Below are 16,269 nucleotides of genomic sequence, written 5' to 3'. Positions count from 1 at the left end.
TGCGGATCGACATCAGACCGGGCATCTCGTGCTCGGCCAGCGTGATCTCCTTGCGGCCGAACGCCGCGAGGGAGAGGTCGGCGACCTTGAAGTCCGTGAAGTCGGCGGGCGGCTGCGAGGGCATGTGCACTCCTTGAGTTCTGGATGTTCCGGTGTGTGCGGGGGTGTCGCTGTGGACCGGTTGGGCGTGATGCGGGGCAGTCCGGGGGCGCGCGGGCGGTCGGGGACAGCGCCGCTACGCGGCGGACCGACTCGCACAGTGCTGTGTGGTCATGCCCGGCGGCCTCCCGCGTTGAAGTAACCGGCCTCGGGATGGTGCAGCACGATCGCGTCGGTGGACTGCTCGGGGTGGAGCTGGAACTCCTCCGACAGGACGACTCCGATGCGCTCGGGCCGGAGCAGGTCGGCGATCTTGGCGCGGTCCTCCAGATCGGGGCAGGCGGGGTAGCCCAGGGAGTAGCGGCAGCCCTGGTACTCGGTGCGGAACATGCCGTCCAGCGCGGCGGGCTCGGCTGCCGCGATGCCCAGTTCGGTGCGGACCCGGGCGTGCCAGTACTCGGCGAGGGCCTCGGCCAGCTGGACGGAGAGGCCGTGCAGCTCCAGGTAGTCGCGGTAGGCGTTGGCCTCGAAGAGCTTGGCGGTCTCGCCGCCGATCCGCGATCCGACGGTGACGACCTGGAGGCCGATCACGTCCGTCTCGCCGGACTCTTCGGGACGGAAGAAGTCGGCGAGGCAGAGGCGGCGGCCTCGGTGCTGGCGCGGGAAGGTGAAGCGGGTGCGCTCCGAGCCGTCCTCGTCGAGGATGATCAGGTCGTCGCCCTTGGACACGCAAGGAAAGTAGCCGTGGACGACGGCTGCTTCGAGGAGCCGGTCGGTCTGTAGCCGGCCGAGCCAGTGCCGCAGCCGGGGCCGGGCCTCGGTCTCGATCAACTGCGAGTTCTTGAGGCCCCATTGGCCCTTGAAGAGGGCGCCCTCGTCGAGCCAGGAGGCGTACTCCTTGAGCTGGATGCCCTTGACGACCCGGGTGCCCCAGAACGGCGGCGTGGGCACCGGGTTGTCAGTGGCGACATCCGAGCGGACACCCTCATCCGGCTCCTCGACCGCCAGCACCGCCGCCTCCCGCTTGGGGACCCGACGCTGCTTCAGCTCGGGAAGGGAGGCGCCGGGGACGCCGCGCTTGACCGCGATCAGCGCGTCCATCAGCCGCAGCCCCTCGAAGGCGTCCCGGGCGTAGCGGACCTCGCCCTCGTAGATCTCGTGGAGGTCCTGTTCGACGTAGGCGCGGGTCAGGGCGGCGCCGCCCAGGATGACCGGGTACTCGGCGGCCAGCTTGCGCTGGTTGAGTTCCTGGAGGTTCTCCTTCATGATCACGGTGGATTTGACCAGGAGGCCGGACATGCCGATGACATCGGCCTTGTGTTCCTCGGCGGCGTCCAGGATCGCGGAGACGGGCTGCTTGATACCGATGTTCACGACGTTGAACCCGTTGTTCGACAGGATGATGTCGACGAGGTTCTTGCCGATGTCGTGGACGTCGCCCCGGACGGTGGCCAGCACGATGGTGCCCTTGCCCTCGGCGTCCGACTTCTCCATGTGCGGCTCCAGGTGGGCCACCGCGGTCTTCATGACCTCGGCGGACTGGAGCACGAAGGGCAGCTGCATCTGGCCGGAGCCGAACAGCTCACCGACCACCTTCATGCCCTCCAGCAGGGTGTCGTTGACGATGTCGAGGGCCGGGCGGGTGCGGAGCGCCTCGTCGAGGTCGGCCTCCAGACCGTTCTTCTCGCCGTCGATGATCCGGCGCTGAAGCCGCTCGTCCAGAGGCAGCGCGAGGAGTTCCTCGGCCCGGCCCGCCTTCATCGACTTCATGTTGACGCCCTCGAAGAGCGCCATCAGCTTCTGCAACGGGTCGTAGCCCTCGGAGCGGCGGTCGTAAATGAGGTCCAGGGCGACCTTCGCCTGCTCCTCCTCCAGCCGGGCGATCGGCAGGATCTTCGACGCGTGCACGATCGCGGAATCCAGCCCCGCCTTCACACACTCATCGAGGAAGACCGAATTCAGGACCACGCGGGCGGCCGGATTGAGGCCGAAGGAGATATTCGACAGACCGAGGGTGGTCTGCACGTCGGGGTGGCGCTTCTTCAGCTCACGGATCGCCCCGATCGTCGCGATGCCGTCGCCCCGGGACTCCTCCTGACCGGTGCAGATGGTGAAGGTCAGGCAGTCGATGAGGATGTCCGACTCATGGATGCCCCAGTTGCCCGTGAGGTCCTCGATGAGCCGCTCCGCGATGGCCACCTTGTGCTCGACCGTGCGGGCCTGGCCCTCCTCGTCGATGGTCAGCGCGATCAGCGCCGCGCCATGCTCCGATGCCAGCTTGGTCACCTGGACGAACCGCGACTCGGGCCCGTCACCGTCCTCGTAGTTCACCGAGTTCAGGACCGCACGGCCACCGAGCTTCTCCAGCCCCGCCCGCAGCACCGGGAGCTCGGTGGAGTCCAGCACGATGGGCAGGGTGGAGGCGGTCGCGAAGCGTCCGGCCAGCTCAGCCATGTCCGCGACCCCGTCACGGCCCACATAGTCGACGCAGAGATCGAGCATGTGGGCGCCCTCACGGATCTGGTCACGGGCCATCTCCACACAGTCGTCCCACCGCGCCTCCAGCATGGCCTCCCGGAACTTCTTCGACCCGTTGGCGTTCGTCCGCTCACCGATGGCGAGGTACGAGGTGTCCTGCCGGAACGGCACCGTCTGGTAGAGCGACGCCGCCCCCGGCTCCGGGCGCGGGTCCCGAGCCGTGATGGCGGAGCCGCGGACCCGGTCGACGACCTGGCGCAGGTGCTCCGGAGTCGTACCGCAGCAACCACCCACCAACGACAGCCCGTACTCCTGAACGAACGTCTCCTGCGCATCCGCCAGCCCCTCCGGCCCCAGCGGGAAGTGCGCCCCGTCCTTCGTCAGCACCGGCAGACCCGCGTTGGGCATGCAGAGCAACGGGATACGGGAGTGGCGGGTCAGGTAGCGCAGGTGCTCGCTCATCTCCGCCGGGCCGGTCGAACAGTTCAGACCGATCATGTCGACACCGAGCGGCTCCAGGGCGGTCAGTGCGGCGCCGATCTCGGAACCCAGCAGCATGACGCCGGTCGTCTCGAAGGCCAACGACACCAGCAACGGCAGGTCGCTGCCGAGAGCCTCCAGCGCGCGCCGCGCGCCGAGGATGCCGGCCTTGGTCTGCAGGAGGTCCTGCGTCGTCTCGACGATCAGCGCGTCGGCACCGCCCGCGATCAGCCCCTCCGCGTTCTGCTGGAACCCGTCACGCAGCTTCACGTACGGGGCGTGTCCCAGCGTCGGCAGCTTCGTCCCCGGCCCCATGGAGCCCAGGACCCAGCGCTGCTGCCCCGTCGAGGCCGTGAACTCGTCCGCCACCTCGCGGGCGATACGCGCACCCGACTCCGAGAGCTCGTACACCCGCTCGGGAATGTCGTACTCACCGAGCGCCGCGGTGTTCGCGCCGAAGGTGTTCGTCTCCACACAGTCCACGCCGACCGCGAAGTACTCCTCATGCACGGAGCGCACGATGTCGGGGCGGGTCAGGTTCAGGATCTCGTTGCAGCCCTCGAGGTTCTCGAAGTCCTCCAGCGTGGGGTCCTGGGCCTGCAGCATGGTGCCCATGGCACCGTCGGCGACCACCACCCGGGTGGCGAGCGCCTCACGGAGCGCGGCGGACCGGGTGCCCTTCATGACCGGTGGTCCGGGGCAGGTGCGAACAGTCCGGCCGCGTCCGCGGCGATGGAACCGGTGACAACGATGCGCACGTCGGGCTCTCCTCGGGAGTACGGAGCACGAAGGACGAAGGAGCCGGCCGGTCAGAGACCGGCCGCGGCCTTCAGCTGCTGGGCGCGGTCGGTCCGCTCCCAGGTGAAGTCGGGCAGTTCGCGTCCGAAGTGGCCGTAGGCGGCGGTCCGGAAGTAGACCGGCCGCAGCAGGTCGAGGTCGCGGACGATGGCGGCCGGGCGCAGATCGAAGACCTCCCTGATCGCCTGCTCGATGCGGTTCTGGGCGACGGCGCCGGTGCCGAAGGTCTCGACGAACAGGCCGACCGGCTCGGCCTTGCCGATGGCGTACGCGACCTGGACCTCGCACCGGTCCGCGAGGCCCGCCGCCACGACGTTCTTGGCGACCCAGCGCATCGCGTAGGCGGCCGAGCGGTCCACCTTCGACGGGTCCTTGCCCGAGAAGGCGCCGCCGCCGTGGCGGGCCATGCCGCCGTAGGTGTCGATGATGATCTTGCGGCCGGTCAGACCGGCGTCGCCCATCGGGCCGCCGATCTCGAAGCGTCCGGTCGGGTTGACCAGCAGCCGGTAGTCGTCGGACTCCAGCTTGATGCCGTCCTCGGCGAGTTCGGTCAGTACGTGCTCGACGACGTGGTGGCGGATGTCCGGGCTCAGCAGGTTGTCGAGGTCGATGTCGGAGGCGTGCTGCGAGGAGACGACGACGGTGTCGAGACGGACCGGGCGGCTGCCGCTGTACTCGATGGTGACCTGCGTCTTCCCGTCCGGGCGGAGGTAGGGGACGGTGCCGTCCTTGCGGACCTCGGTCAGCCGGCGTGAGAGCCGGTGGGCCAGCTCGATCGGCAGCGGCATCAGGGACGGGGTCTCGTTCGTGGCGTAGCCGAACATCAGGCCCTGGTCGCCGGCGCCCTGCTTGTCGAGGTCGTCCCCTTCCCCGTCCGCCGCGGCACCCTCGACGCGCTTCTCGTACGCGGTGTCGACGCCCTGCGCGATGTCCGGCGACTGCGCGCCGATGGACACCGAGACTCCGCAGGTGGCGCCGTCGAATCCCTTGGCCGACGAGTCGTAGCCGATGCCCAGAATCGTCTCGCGGACGATGCCGGGGATGTCGGCGTACGCCTTGGTCGTCACCTCACCGGCGATGTGCACCTGGCCGGTGGCGATCAGCGTCTCGACGGCGACCCGGGAGGACGGGTCCTGGCTCAGCAGTGCGTCGAGGATCGCGTCGCTGATCTGGTCGGCGATCTTGTCGGGGTGGCCCTCGGTCACGGATTCCGAGGTGAACAGGCGGCGGGACATGGCTCTCCAGAGGTGTGAGGTCCGTTGAACGGTCGAGCGTCGGCGCGCCCGGCCGGCCGGGTGGCCGGCCGACGTGTGCGTCATCCGGCGCGTTCGGCGGCGGATTCGAGCAGCCGGGCGAGATCGCCGGCGGACGTCGCGGCGCCGGTGAGCACGATGAGCGGCGGCCGGCCGCCGCTCGCCGCGATGAGCCGGGTGATCCGGTACGCGGCGACTCCGCAGCCGGAGAATCCGCCGAGCACGAGGTGCCCGCCCGCGTCGATGAGCGGCCTGAGCGCGTCGTACCCGGCCCGGTCGTCGAGCGCGGCGCTCAGCAGAACGAGGGCTTCGGGGCCCTGGTAGGAGCGCGCGAGCAGTTCGTAGCAGAAGCGGGGCGTGCCGTGCGACGGTACGAGGCAGACGGTGCCCGCGCCGGGGTTCCGAGCCGGTCGCAGGGTGATGAGCGCGGGCGCGTCGGTATCGGTGCCGGCCGGGTGGTCCGCCGAAGTGGCCGTGGGCGTACCGGCCTCCGTACCCGTACCGGTGCCCGCGTCCGTGTCCGTCTCCGGCTCCGCGTCCGCGTCGGCCAGCCGCGCCAGCACCTCGGCGATGGTGGTGGACGCGCCCGCCACACGGGGGAGTTCGTCCAGCAGGAATGCGGCGTGCGCCAGGACACCGCCGATTCGGGCGGGCTGGGTGTGGTCGTAGGAGACGGTCACGATGAGCCCGCCGTCGCCGTCGCGGTGGGCGACGAGCGTGAGCGGAAAGCCTGTTCGGGCGCCGAGCGTCTCCGGTGGGCCCACACGGACTCCCTGGGCGGCGAGTTCCCGGATGAGCTCGTCCGGGCCGTCCGGCCCGCCCTCGAAGGCGACCAGGCTGCCCGACGCGTCGGGCAGCTCGGCCCGGTCCTCGGTCCAGGTACGGATCTGGCCCGCCGAGACCCACTCGTACGCGGCCATGTCCAGGGCCCGGTCACGCAGCAGGCCGAGCAGCTCCGGCACGCTCGCTCGCGGGTCGACGACGACGGAGATCGGCAGCGGGTTGCGCAGGGCACCCGGCAGGCGCTCCACTCCGTCGAGCAGGATGCCGCGTCCGGACACCGTCACGCTGAAGCGGACCGGCTCCGCGTCGGCGGTTCCGGCGGCCCGGTAGAGCAGCAGGGCCCAGACGGCTTGCAGCGCACCGCTCTCGGTGCTGCCCCAGCCGGCCGCCCAGGCGCCGAGCCGTGCGGTCTGTACGGCGGTCAGCCGCAGCCGGGTGCGCCCGGTCCCGGTCCGGGTGCCGCCGGGCACCGGAGCGGAGGCGGCGGCCGGGGGCAGGGGCGAGTGCGTGACGCCGGGCGGTGGTGTGGCATCCGTCCAGAACGTGCGTGCGGGCTCGGTGTCCTGGGCCGCGAGCCACTGCGCGTAGTCGCCCATGTCGGGGCGGCGTTCACCGCCAGGCAGGCGGCCGCCGGCCAGGTAGGCGCGGTAGAACTCGCGCAGCAGCAGGCGCGCGCTCCAGCCGTCGAGCAGCGCGTGGTGGAAGGTGAGCAGCACCCGGGTGGGCTGGGCGGTGGCCGACACGACGGGGTCACCGCCCAGTACGGTCACGCGCAGCGGTCCGGGGCGGCGCGGGTCGAGGCCCCGGCACCGGTCGTACTCGACCACCCGCGCCCAGTCCCCGGCGCTGTGCGGCAGCCGCAGCACTTCGGCCCTGACCCGGTCGTGCACCACGATCTGCGGCTCGGGGCCGTCGGCGAAGGCGGAACGCAGCACGCTCTCCCGGTCGAAGAGCGACTGCCAGGCGGCGGTGAAGCGTTCGGGGTCCAGCGGCCCGTGCCAGACCCAGCTGAGCTGTTCGACATGGCGGCCCGTGCCCGGGTGGGCGTCGGCGTCGGCGAGCAGTTCGAGCTGGAGCGGGCTCGGCGCGACGGCGCATACCGAGCGGCCGGCCGGCGGGTCCGTGAGCAGGTCGGCCAACAGGCCGGCCGGGAACTCCCCGGGGGCGCTCATGGTGAGTGTCAAGGTGTGCAGGCCGGGCCCGTGGGGCCGGAGCCGGTGCTGCCAGGCCGGGCCGTCCGGACGGCCGGCGGCGATCCGGTCCAGCGCGGATTCGAGGCGCCGGGTGTCCAGGGGGCCCCGGAGCTCCAGGAACGGCGGAGCGTCGTAGGGAGGTCCTCCGGGATCAACGACGACGGTGATCGGTCCGTCCGGGGACATACGTGAGAGATGATCGGCGGTCATGGTGTGTTCGGGGCGCGCACCCCCTCCCTCCCCTCTCTGCGAGCACGGAACGGGTATACGAGGCCCGCCCATACGGGCCTGATACGGCGCTCGGAGCCGTCATCCGGCACGTTAGCCGCGCAGCGGAGCAAGGCCGGATTTCTCCACCGGCTCTGGACGGATCCGCGAACGTCGCGGCGGTGTCATCCGTGGGCGAGGAGTCCCGCGACGGCTCCCATGAACCCTGCGTCGAGCATGGTGCGGGCCGCCGTGTCGCGTGAGGTGTCCAGTCCGGAGTCGTGGCAGGCCACGCTCAGCAGGTAGCGGCCCAGCACCCGGCGGGTGGTGAACGCCCATTCGTCGCGGGCGGCCGGTGTCCCGTCGGGGGCGAGCAGGCCGCCCTCGCCGGCGCCGAATCCGAATTCGGTGAAGCCGAGGCGCAGTCCCTGGCCGAGTGCCTTGGTGTAGGCCTCCTTCAGGGTCCACAGCCGGAGCAGCTGAGCGCGCTGTTCGTCCTGGGACAGCGCCACGAGGTCGGCGCGTTCGGCGGGTGTGCAGACATGGTCCTGAAGGAGTTCGAACGACATGTGCCGGTCGGCCGGTTCGGCGTCGACCCCGATCCTGCCGCAGCGGCTGATGCCGACGGCGATCAGGTCGTCGGTGTGGGTGAGGCTCACATCGATCTGGTCGAGCCCTCTCAGATAGGGCCGTCCGCCGATCTTGTACGCGAGGTCGAGTTCGGCGGGCCTGGTGCCCAGCGCGGCCGCGGCCGTGAACTTGGTGGCCAGCCGGGAGGCGACGAAGCGGTAGCGGATGGTGGGGTCGGTGGTGCGGCGGTAGCGCTGCCAGTCCCGGCCGAGCAGCGGGCGCAGCGAGGGGTCGGCGACGGCTCCGGTGAGCCACTCCCCCCAGGTGGTGTGCACCACGGCGTTGCCGTACAGGTCCATGCCTTCGCGCACCAGGTCCCATGGCCCGTCGGGGCCGCTGACGTGGATCGGCTCGGTGATACGTGCTGCGGCGCCCGGCGCCGCGGTCATCAGCTCTGTCTGCGTCAACGGTCTTTCCTTCCCTGTGTCGTTGTCCGCCCCGTCCCCGGGCGCGGGTGCCGCCGGCTCACTGGGCGAGGGTGATGCCGTCCAGGTCGCAACTGCGGCCCGTCCGGAAGCGGCGGACCAGTTCCTCCATGACCTGTGCCAGACACCCCTCGGGCAGTTCGGGCACGGGGATGGCGAGCCGCTCGCCGAGGCGGGACAGCGCGAGCACCGCCCAGGCCGAATTGGCGAGGAACGGGTCCCGGCCGTCCTGGCCCTCCCACACGCCGAGCACCGCGGCGGCTGCGACGATCAGGCTGTAGCGGTCGCTGAGTACGCAGACGGCGGGGTCGGCGAGCGCCGTGGTGCCGTAGCCGGGCAGCCGGCGGCACTCCTCGCGCAGGGCGCGCAGTTCGGTGACGAAGCCCTCGGCCAGTTCGGCGAGCGCGGCGATCTGGCCGCCCAGGCCCCGGTACGAGGAGAGGCGGGCGGCGGAGCCGACGAGGGAGGCGGCCATGAAGTCGCCGCCGCCCGCGAGGCCCAGCAACCGGTAGTCCAGCAACGGCAGTTCGGCTCCCTGGCGGAACAGCTCGGGCGGTGGTTCCTCCTCCTGGAACCAGGAGTGTTCGGCCAGGCCGCGCAGCTGGGGGACGATCACGGACTGGCAGGAGGCGGTTCCGGCGTGGCCGAGTCCGGCGACCGGCAGGTCCCGTACGAGCTTGCCGAGAGCGCCGTACTCCGGGCTGTCGTGCTCGTAGCCGCGCGCTCCCAGGACGGTGGCGAGCTCCTCCAGGTTCTCGCGCAGCAGGTCGGGCACCACGTACTTGACGGCGGCGGCGAAGACATGGGCCCGGTCGGGCAGCAGGCTCAGGGCGCGCAGGACGACGGTGGCCATGCTGTCGCAGGCCAGCAGGTCGGCGAAGACTCCGGCCAGCGGCTTGTGCCAGCGGCGCGCGATCGGGCCTCTGCGGCCGGTGGTCGCGGCCCGTACCGCGGAGTGCAGGACGGTGTCCGCGGCGGCGGTGACGACACCGCAGATGAGGCTGCGGTTGACCTGGAAGGTGCGCAGGGCGAGGGCCACGCCCTCGCCCGTGCTGCCGACGCGGGCGTCGCCGGGGACGGTGTGGTCGGCGAACTCCAGCCCGGAGAAGAGGGCCCCGCGCATGCCGGGGGTGGTGACTCGCGGCAGGTGCCGCACGGACGGGCTGTCCCGCCAGGCCTGGTCCAGGAGCAGCACCGAGTGGCTGTGCGGTCCGGGGGCCGGGTCGGTGCGGGCGTAGACGACCTGGGCGTCGGAGCGCGCGGCGTTGATGATCACGTCCTTGCGCCCGTTCAGCCGATAGCCGTCGGGGGCGGTACCGGCGGTGAACTCGTGCCGCAGGATCGCGTTGGAGTGGGCCAGTTCGTGGTGGAGGATCGTGGCCCGGCCCCCGCCGAGCAGCAGGTCGGCGGTGCTGCGTCGCTGCGCGGGGGTGCCTGCCGCCCAGACGGCGCCGCTGGCGAACAGCGAGGTGATGCCGTAACCGAAGCCGAGGGCGACGTCGCGGCGGAAGACCGGTCGCAGGACACGGGCGAGCAGGTCGGCCCGGGTGAGCCGGCCGCCGTATTCGACGGGGACGAACTCGGCGCCCAGGTCCGTGCCGGCCAGGAGGTCCTCGGTGGCGGCGGGCGGGGCGCTTCGGGCGTCGGCGGCGAACAGGGCGCGCAGCCCGTGCGGGTTCGCGGGGTCGTAGGGGTCGCCGAGCTGCGCTTCGAGCCGGGATGCCCGTGCGCTTGCGTCGGACTCCCACCAGCTGTGACCGGTGGCCGTGGTTCCGGTGAGATCGGCGGTGATGGTCATGGCAGCGGGAGTCAGCTCCGTCGTCGCAGGGTGCGCGCCACATATCGCGCCGGTACGCACGACTGTGACGGGCACGCCTCGTGCGGCACCGGAGCCGTACTCGACGCGTCGTCTGCCATTTCTCGATCGTTCAACGAGTCACCCGGAGCCGGATCCCAGCCGTTGCCCGGCTCGCCTCCGAGCGCGGCTCATATCCGGTTCGAGCCGTGTTCGAGCGGACTGCGGAAGTATTCGTGGTGCCCCGGCGGCTCCGCCGGCCCCTCCTGCGCCGGTCGCTGCTACCCCGCGACCGGGACCGGGACGGACAGCTTGCGTGCGACGAAGGCGTCGAGGGCGGCGATGGAGCAGAAGTACTCCAGCTCCAGGTCCTCGTTCTCGACGGTGATGCCGAACTCGTGCTCCACGAAGGAGACGAGCCGCATCGCGAACACCGAGCTGACGAAGCCGAGCTCGAAGATGTCGTCGTCGGCCTTCAGGTCCTGAACCGGGAAGAAGCGGGACAGGTATTCCGCGATCCGGGCTCTGTTGTCCGTGCTCATCTCTTCATCCGTCCTGATGTCGTGGAGCGCGGCGCCGGTGGCCGGCCGAAGGGTCAGTGGTGAGTACACGTACCACTGACCCTTCGGCCGTCCGGAGAGAGTCCGGCCCGCCACTGCTGCCACCCCGTTCCCCTCCGGGGAAGTCCGTAGCGGCAAGCCTCACAGCGGCAGCTGGAGCGGGACCGGAGCAGCGGTGGACATCGGCCGTGCCGGGGCGTCCGGCCTCGGCACGGCAGGCGGGTCCGGTCACAGCACGCGGATCGCGGACTCCGCATGGCGTTTGGCCAGGTTGAGGGTGGCCGTCGAGTTCCGGCCGAGCGCCTCGCGTACGAAGCGGCGGGCCTGTGCCAGGTCGGCGCCCTCACCGAGCACGCTCTCGATGGCCTCCTCGCGCAGCACCACACTGTGCTGGGAGATGACCGTCACGCCCGACTCGTCGGGCAGCACCGACCACTCACCGGTGTGCGCGTCCATCAGCGCGGGGGTGGTGGTCTGCTTGTAGACGATGCGGCCCGCCTGCGGGAAGCAGACCCGTACCGACTCCGTGGTGTGCGTCGAGCCGTCCGCGGTGCGGGTGTCCATCGCCATGACCTGGACGCCGGGGGTGTCCTCCGTCAGTTCGAGGCGTGCCACGTGCGGCACGAGCTCCGGCCAGTCGCTCACCCGGTACAGGAAGTCGTAGACCAGCTCGGCCGGGCCCTTGACCCGTACGGCGTCCTCGAAGGACAGGACGAGTTCGTCGAGCCGGGACCAGCGCTCGGCCAGCCGCTTCACGTGGTCCAGCTCCGCCCCCGAGTTGGTGTCGATCGCCCGCTCCACCCAGGCCGCGTCCTCGGGCCGGTCACCGGTCACCGTGAAGTCGTGCAGCAGGGTCAGCACACTGGTGCCGCCCGGCCGCTCCTCGACGGTCCAGGTCCCGTTCATCGTCTCGACCGGGGCCTGCGGGTGCTGCTGGCGGAAGGTGATCCGCCGCGCCTGCGGGTCCTGCACGCGCCGGGAGATCCAGGACCGGACCTGCCCGTTGGCCGTGGCCCACATCCGCAGCCGTTCGTCGCGCCCGTCGAAGTCCAGCCGCTCCACGTGGACGTTCGGCGGGAGGAACAGCGGCCACTGCACCGCGTTCGAGATCAGCCCGTACGCGACCCCCGCCGGTGCGGCCACCTCGACCGAATGCGCCGTGCGGTACACACGCTCACTCGACACCACACATCACCTCTTCCTCACAGATTCAGAAATTGCCAAGTCCGCCACAGACGTTGAGCGCCTGTGCGGTGATCGATGCGGCGGATGCGGAGGCCAGATAGCCGACCAGTCCCGCGACCTCTTCCGGGGTCGAGTAGCGGCCGAGCGGAATCTTCGCCTCGAACTGCTCCTGCACGACGTCCTCGGTGGTGTCCCAGGCCGCCGCGTACCCCTGGCGCACCCGCTGCGCCATCGGCGTCTCGACGTAGCCGGGGCAGACCGCGTTGACCGTGACGCCCGAGGGGGCCAGCTCCCTGCCCAGCGCCTTGGTGAAGCCGACGACCCCGTGTTTGGAGGCGCTGTACGGGGCGCCGAGCAGCACGCCCTGCTTGCCGGCCGTCGAGGCGATGTTGATGATCCGCCCGCCGCCGGTGCCCGTGAGGCCGCCGTTCCTCAGCACCTCGCGCGTCACCAGGAACACGCTGTTGAGGTTGGTGTCGATGACGTCGTACCAGAGCTCGTCGGTGATGTCGGCGGTCACGCCGCCGCCGCTGCGCCCCGCGTTGTTGACCAGTACGTCGACGCGTCCGTATGTCGCGACGGCGGCGCTCACGAGCGCGGCCACGGACTCCCGGGAACGGACGTCGGCCGCCAGTCCGTCGGCCTCCAGGCCCTCGTCCCGGAGGTCCTCGACGGTCTGTTTGACGTCCTGTTCGGTGCGTGCGCACAGGAAGACGCGGTGCCCGGACCGGCCGAGCTGACGGGCCACCGCCAGTCCGATGCCGCTGGTGGCTCCTGTGATCAGGGCTACGGGGTCGTTGTCGGCCACGGTCAGTACTCCTTCAGCCGGTGGGTGGGGGCGGGGAGGACGAGTCCCGGTTCGGTCCTGGCCTCGTCGGCGAGCGGCTGGGACGGCCGCAGCGGGGCGAGTGCCCGGCCCAGGGCGGCCCGGGTCAGGGCGCCGGCACGCGCGGCGGTGTAGCCGTCGGGGCGCACCAGCAGCCAGTTGCCCGGCGCCAGGCCGAGTGCCGCGCGCAGCCGTCCTTCCGGGTCGGCGAGCGGGGCGGGCCCGTCGGGGCCGGTGCCGCCGACGGTGCGCACCGAGAGCCACTCGGAGTACTGGGCGGCGGCCGTGACGGCCACGCCCACCGGGACGTCGCCGGGCCCGGTACCGCCCGCGGCGAGCAGCAGGGACCAGCGGGGGTCGCGGAGTTCGGCGCGCAGTCCCGCGCAGCCGGAGTCGTCCGGGTCGTGGACCGGGGCCTGCGCGATCCGCTCGCCGGGTCCGGGCGCCGGGGCAGGACCGGCGCCGGGCCTGCGACGGGAGGCGTCGCCGGTGGTCAGGGGCGAATCGCCGTAGCCGATGCGCAGCCCGGACATGCCGCCGAGCACCTTGCGCTGAACAGCCCGGCGCAGCGGGGTCACGTTGCGTACGAAGGTGAAGACGACGGGCAGCGCCACCGAGGCGAACATGTTCTTCAGCTGGACGAGGAAGGTGGCGGCGCGGGTGGAGCCGAGCAGCGCCCGGCCGATCGGCACCCGCTCCTGGCTGTAGGTGTCCAGGAGTTCCGGGCCCGCGTGGCCGTGCTCGACCATGGCCAGCTTCCAGCCGAGGTTGTACGCCTCCTGGATGCCGGTGTTCATGCCCTGTCCGGAGGCGGGGCTGTGCACGTGCGCGGCGTCCCCGGCGACGAGGACGCGGCCCTCGCGCATCCGCTCCACCATCCGCTGCTGGAAGGTGAAGACCGAGGTCCACTCGCTCTCCCCGACCCGGACCGGGCGGCCGAGCCCGGCCGTCAGCTTCTCGGTCAGCCGCTCCTCGACGGGGCGCGGGTCGGTGTCCCGCCCGACGGGTGCGGTGTCCAGCAGCCGCCAGTGCCCCTCCCGGGCGTAGGGCACCATCATCAGCGCGTGTCCGCCGGTGTGGGCCCAGTAGATGGTGTCGGGCGGCAGGTCGGTGGCGACCGGTGCGTCGGCGAGCATCCAGGTCTCACCGGCCCCGCCGAGCAGTTCGAGCCCGAGCAGTTTGCGTACGGTGCTGTGGCCTCCGTCGCAGCCCACGAGCCAGGACGTCTCGACGCTCTCCTCGGTGCCGTCCGGCCCGGTCAGGGTCACGCGCACCGCATCGGGGTCCTGCTCGAAGCCGGTGAGGCGCACCCCCCACTCGACCTCGACACCGAGACGGGCCACCGCCTCGCGCAGCACCTCTTCCGTCTCGGTCTGACCGATGACGAGGGTGTACGGGTACGAAGTCGGCATCGTGGCGTAGTCGGCCTCCAGCCGCACCAGCCGGCGCCCTTCGGCGTACATGGTGAACGCGCGGTTGCGGCGGCCCCGTACGAGCATGTCGTCGACGACGCCCATCTGGTCGTACGTCTCCAGGGTGCGCGGGTGCGTGGCCACGGCCCTGCTGGTGCGGGCGGGGCCGGCGGCGGCGTCGACGAGCCGCACGCGCAGGCCCCTGCGGGCCAGTTCATGAGCGGCGGTCAGGCCGACGGGTCCGGCGCCCGCGACGATCGCGTCGGGCCGGCCGGTGGTCATGCGCTCTCCTCGGGCATCGCCAGCGGCGCGTGGCCCGTGACGGTGCGGGCGGCGTCGATGGCGCCGTGCGCGGTCGGCCTGTTGACGAAGATCGCCATGGTCTGCTCCTGGTGGTGGGGCGGGATGCGGGCGTTCATGCGGCGGCGCGTGTCTTCAGCCGCTGCCGCAGCGCGCGTCGTTCGGGCTTTCCGGTGGGGGTGCGGGGCACCGCCTCCAGCGCCTCGGTCAGGCGGATCCGTTCGAAGTGCGCGAGCCGCTCGTTGGCGCGTTCGGTGACCGATGCGAGGACGTCGGACCCCGGGGCATGCCCGGATCCCCGGTTTCCGGGCACGGGTCCGGCGTCCGCGCCGCCGGGGTCCTCACGCAGGACGATCCCGGCCCAGACGAGGCCGCCGTGCACGTCGTCGGGCCAGTCGGCGACGATGCAGTCGGCGACCCGCGGGTCCTCGCCGATGACCCGTTCGACCTGGCTCGGCGAGACGATCTCGTTGTCGTACTTGAAGATGTCGTCGAGCCGGTCCACCAGGCGCAGCTCTCCGTCGTCGTCGAGGTAGCCGACGTCGCCGGTGGAGAACCAGCCGTCCTCGTCGATCCGGGACGGCTGTGCCTCGCCGAGGTAGCCGGCCATCAGCTGCGGGCCTCTGACCTGGACCTCTCCGGTGGACCAGACCTCGACCGGGGTGCGGGAGTCCACGTCGACGAGACGGCACTCGGTCCCGGGGACGGTCCCGCCGACCTCACCCGTCCGGTAGCGCTCGGGCCGCTGGCAGTGCGTGAGCGGGGAGAGCTCGGCCATGCCGTAGCCCTGGATGACGGGGACGCCGAGCCGGTCGCGCAGGGCGCGCGCCGCCTGGGGCCGCAGCCCGGAACCGCCGGAGAGCACGGCCGTCAGCCGGGCGCCGCCGGGCGGGGGCCCCGAGGCGGCGGCCAGGCGCTCGTCGGTGGCGAGGCGGTGCAGCCGGGCGGGGAGTCCGTAGTAGTGGGTGGCGTCGGCCGCGGCGGCCGCGGCGAGCGAGGCGAACGGATCGGGGTCCTGGCAGAGCACCTGGCACGACCCGGCGTACACCGCTGAGTTGAGATGCATGACGTGGTAGAGCGGCAGATGGTTGAGGGTGACGGAGGCCGCGTCCAGCCGGTGGGCGAGGGCGGTCTGCTTGGCGTTGGCGACCAGGTTGCGGTGGGTCAGCAGGACGCCCTTGGGGCGGCCGGTGGTGCCCGTGGTGAACTGGATGCAGGCGATCGAGCCCGGGTCGGACGGGCGGTGTCCGCAGCCCTGCGGGGCCGACTCCAGTTCCATGTGCAGCGAGACCGTGTCGCCCGGTGTCACCCCGTCAGGTGCGTCGGTCACCACGATCGTGCGGAGCCGGGGCAGCACGCCGCGCAGCTTGGTGAGCAGTTCGGCGGTGGCCGCGGGGACGAACGCCACCTCCACCCCGGCGGTGGCGAAGACGTGCCGCAGCCCGGTCTCCCCCATCAGCGGGTTGACCAGCACCGCCGTCGCACCGCTGCGGACCGTGCCGTAGTAGGTGGCGACGAAGACCGGGTCCAGGACATGGGCGACGCCGGTACGCACACCGGCCCGGCCCCCGTTCTCCCGCTGCAGCCAGGCGGCGACGCGATCGGTCAGCGTGTCCAGCTCGCCGAAGCCGAGAGCCGTGTCCGTGGTCCGCACGGCGATGCCGTCGGGGTCGCGCACCGCCGCACCGCGCAGCAGGCCGTCCAGCGGAAGGTCCGGAAAGGCAAAGTTCGGCATGCTCGTTCTCCTCCGGCTGGTCGGGGCGCGGCCGCCGTCTCACTGGCTGCGGTTCACACGTTCGACCAGGACGCTTGAGGAATCTTCGAAGAGCGCTCGATCTGTGCCGC

The 16,269-nt window shown here is 71.7% G+C and carries 11 protein-coding genes and 1 pseudogene; all 12 read right to left on the bottom strand.

The window, feature by feature from the left end; all coding sequences use genetic code 11:
• Nucleotides 1-100, bottom strand: a pseudogene (locus tag ACGFU6_RS38000) (adenosylhomocysteinase); the annotation flags it as partial.
• Nucleotides 101-270: 170 nt separating this feature from the next.
• Nucleotides 271-3,741 (bottom strand): methionine synthase, encoded by a 3,471-nt coding sequence (gene metH, locus ACGFU6_RS37995; protein WP_393617126.1) that lies wholly within the window; start codon nt 3,739-3,741, stop codon nt 271-273.
• Nucleotides 3,742-3,866: 125 nt separating this feature from the next.
• On the bottom strand, nt 3,867-5,090 hold the full coding sequence (metK, locus tag ACGFU6_RS37990; protein ID WP_393617125.1) for a methionine adenosyltransferase: 1,224 nt from the start codon (nt 5,088-5,090) through the stop codon (nt 3,867-3,869).
• A gap of 80 nt (nt 5,091-5,170) precedes the next feature.
• A complete protein-coding gene (locus tag ACGFU6_RS37985) occupies nt 5,171-7,270 on the bottom strand; it encodes a condensation domain-containing protein (protein ID WP_393617124.1) in 2,100 nt (699 codons plus the stop codon).
• 206 nt (nt 7,271-7,476) lie between these two features.
• Nucleotides 7,477-8,328, bottom strand: a complete 852-nt coding sequence (locus ACGFU6_RS37980; RefSeq protein ID WP_393617123.1) for a 4'-phosphopantetheinyl transferase family protein — start codon at nt 8,326-8,328, stop codon at nt 7,477-7,479.
• A 58-nt stretch (nt 8,329-8,386) separates the two neighbouring features.
• A complete protein-coding gene (locus tag ACGFU6_RS37975; RefSeq protein WP_393617122.1) occupies nt 8,387-10,144 on the bottom strand; it encodes an acyl-CoA dehydrogenase in 1,758 nt (585 codons plus the stop codon).
• Nucleotides 10,145-10,422: 278 nt separating this feature from the next.
• The gene (locus tag ACGFU6_RS37970; RefSeq protein ID WP_393617121.1) at nt 10,423-10,683 is read right to left on the bottom strand and encodes an acyl carrier protein; all 261 of its coding nucleotides are present in this window, start codon (nt 10,681-10,683) and stop codon (nt 10,423-10,425) included.
• A gap of 246 nt (nt 10,684-10,929) precedes the next feature.
• Nucleotides 10,930-11,886, bottom strand: coding sequence for an aromatase/cyclase (locus ACGFU6_RS37965; RefSeq protein ID WP_393617120.1), 957 nt, complete (start codon nt 11,884-11,886; stop codon nt 10,930-10,932).
• A gap of 25 nt (nt 11,887-11,911) precedes the next feature.
• Nucleotides 11,912-12,694 carry a 3-oxoacyl-ACP reductase FabG gene (gene fabG, locus ACGFU6_RS37960; RefSeq protein WP_393617119.1) on the bottom strand — a complete coding sequence of 261 codons (783 nt, stop codon included), beginning with the start codon at nt 12,692-12,694 and terminating at the stop codon, nt 11,912-11,914.
• Between the two features lie 2 nt (nt 12,695-12,696).
• Nucleotides 12,697-14,406, bottom strand: a complete 1,710-nt coding sequence (locus ACGFU6_RS37955; protein WP_393617118.1) for an FAD-dependent oxidoreductase — start codon at nt 14,404-14,406, stop codon at nt 12,697-12,699.
• Nucleotides 14,403-14,543: a hypothetical protein gene (locus ACGFU6_RS37950; protein WP_393617117.1), complete on the bottom strand. Its 141-nt coding sequence runs from the start codon at nt 14,541-14,543 to the stop codon at nt 14,403-14,405. The genes ACGFU6_RS37955 and ACGFU6_RS37950 overlap by 4 nt, the downstream gene beginning before the upstream one ends.
• Nucleotides 14,540-16,159 (bottom strand): class I adenylate-forming enzyme family protein, encoded by a 1,620-nt coding sequence (locus ACGFU6_RS37945; RefSeq protein ID WP_393617116.1) that lies wholly within the window; start codon nt 16,157-16,159, stop codon nt 14,540-14,542. The genes ACGFU6_RS37950 and ACGFU6_RS37945 overlap by 4 nt, the downstream gene beginning before the upstream one ends.
• Nucleotides 16,160-16,269 lie beyond the last annotated feature (110 nt).

Source organism: Streptomyces sp. NPDC048462, from assembly GCF_043200175.1.
Classification (GTDB): Bacteria; Actinomycetota; Actinomycetes; order Streptomycetales; family Streptomycetaceae; genus Streptomyces.
The sequence above is the reverse complement of the archived record's forward strand: the minus strand, read 5'-3'. Positions and strand labels throughout refer to the sequence as shown.

Excerpts from the sequence above, each read along its gene's own strand:
- metH (WP_393617126.1), bottom strand. The coding sequence starts at position 3,741 with ATGAAGGGCACCCGGTCCGCCGCGCTCCGTGAGGCGCTCGCCACCCGG.
- metK (WP_393617125.1), bottom strand. The coding sequence starts at position 5,090 with ATGTCCCGCCGCCTGTTCACCTCGGAATCCGTGACCGAGGGCCACCCC.
- ACGFU6_RS37985 (WP_393617124.1), bottom strand. The coding sequence starts at position 7,270 with ATGTCCCCGGACGGACCGATCACCGTCGTCGTTGATCCCGGAGGACCT.
- ACGFU6_RS37975 (WP_393617122.1), bottom strand. The coding sequence starts at position 10,144 with ATGACCATCACCGCCGATCTCACCGGAACCACGGCCACCGGTCACAGC.
- ACGFU6_RS37970 (WP_393617121.1), bottom strand. The coding sequence starts at position 10,683 with ATGAGCACGGACAACAGAGCCCGGATCGCGGAATACCTGTCCCGCTTC.
- ACGFU6_RS37955 (WP_393617118.1), bottom strand. The coding sequence starts at position 14,406 with ATGACCACCGGCCGGCCCGACGCGATCGTCGCGGGCGCCGGACCCGTC.
- ACGFU6_RS37950 (WP_393617117.1), bottom strand. The coding sequence starts at position 14,543 with ATGAACGCCCGCATCCCGCCCCACCACCAGGAGCAGACCATGGCGATC.
- ACGFU6_RS37945 (WP_393617116.1), bottom strand. The coding sequence starts at position 16,159 with ATGCCGAACTTTGCCTTTCCGGACCTTCCGCTGGACGGCCTGCTGCGC.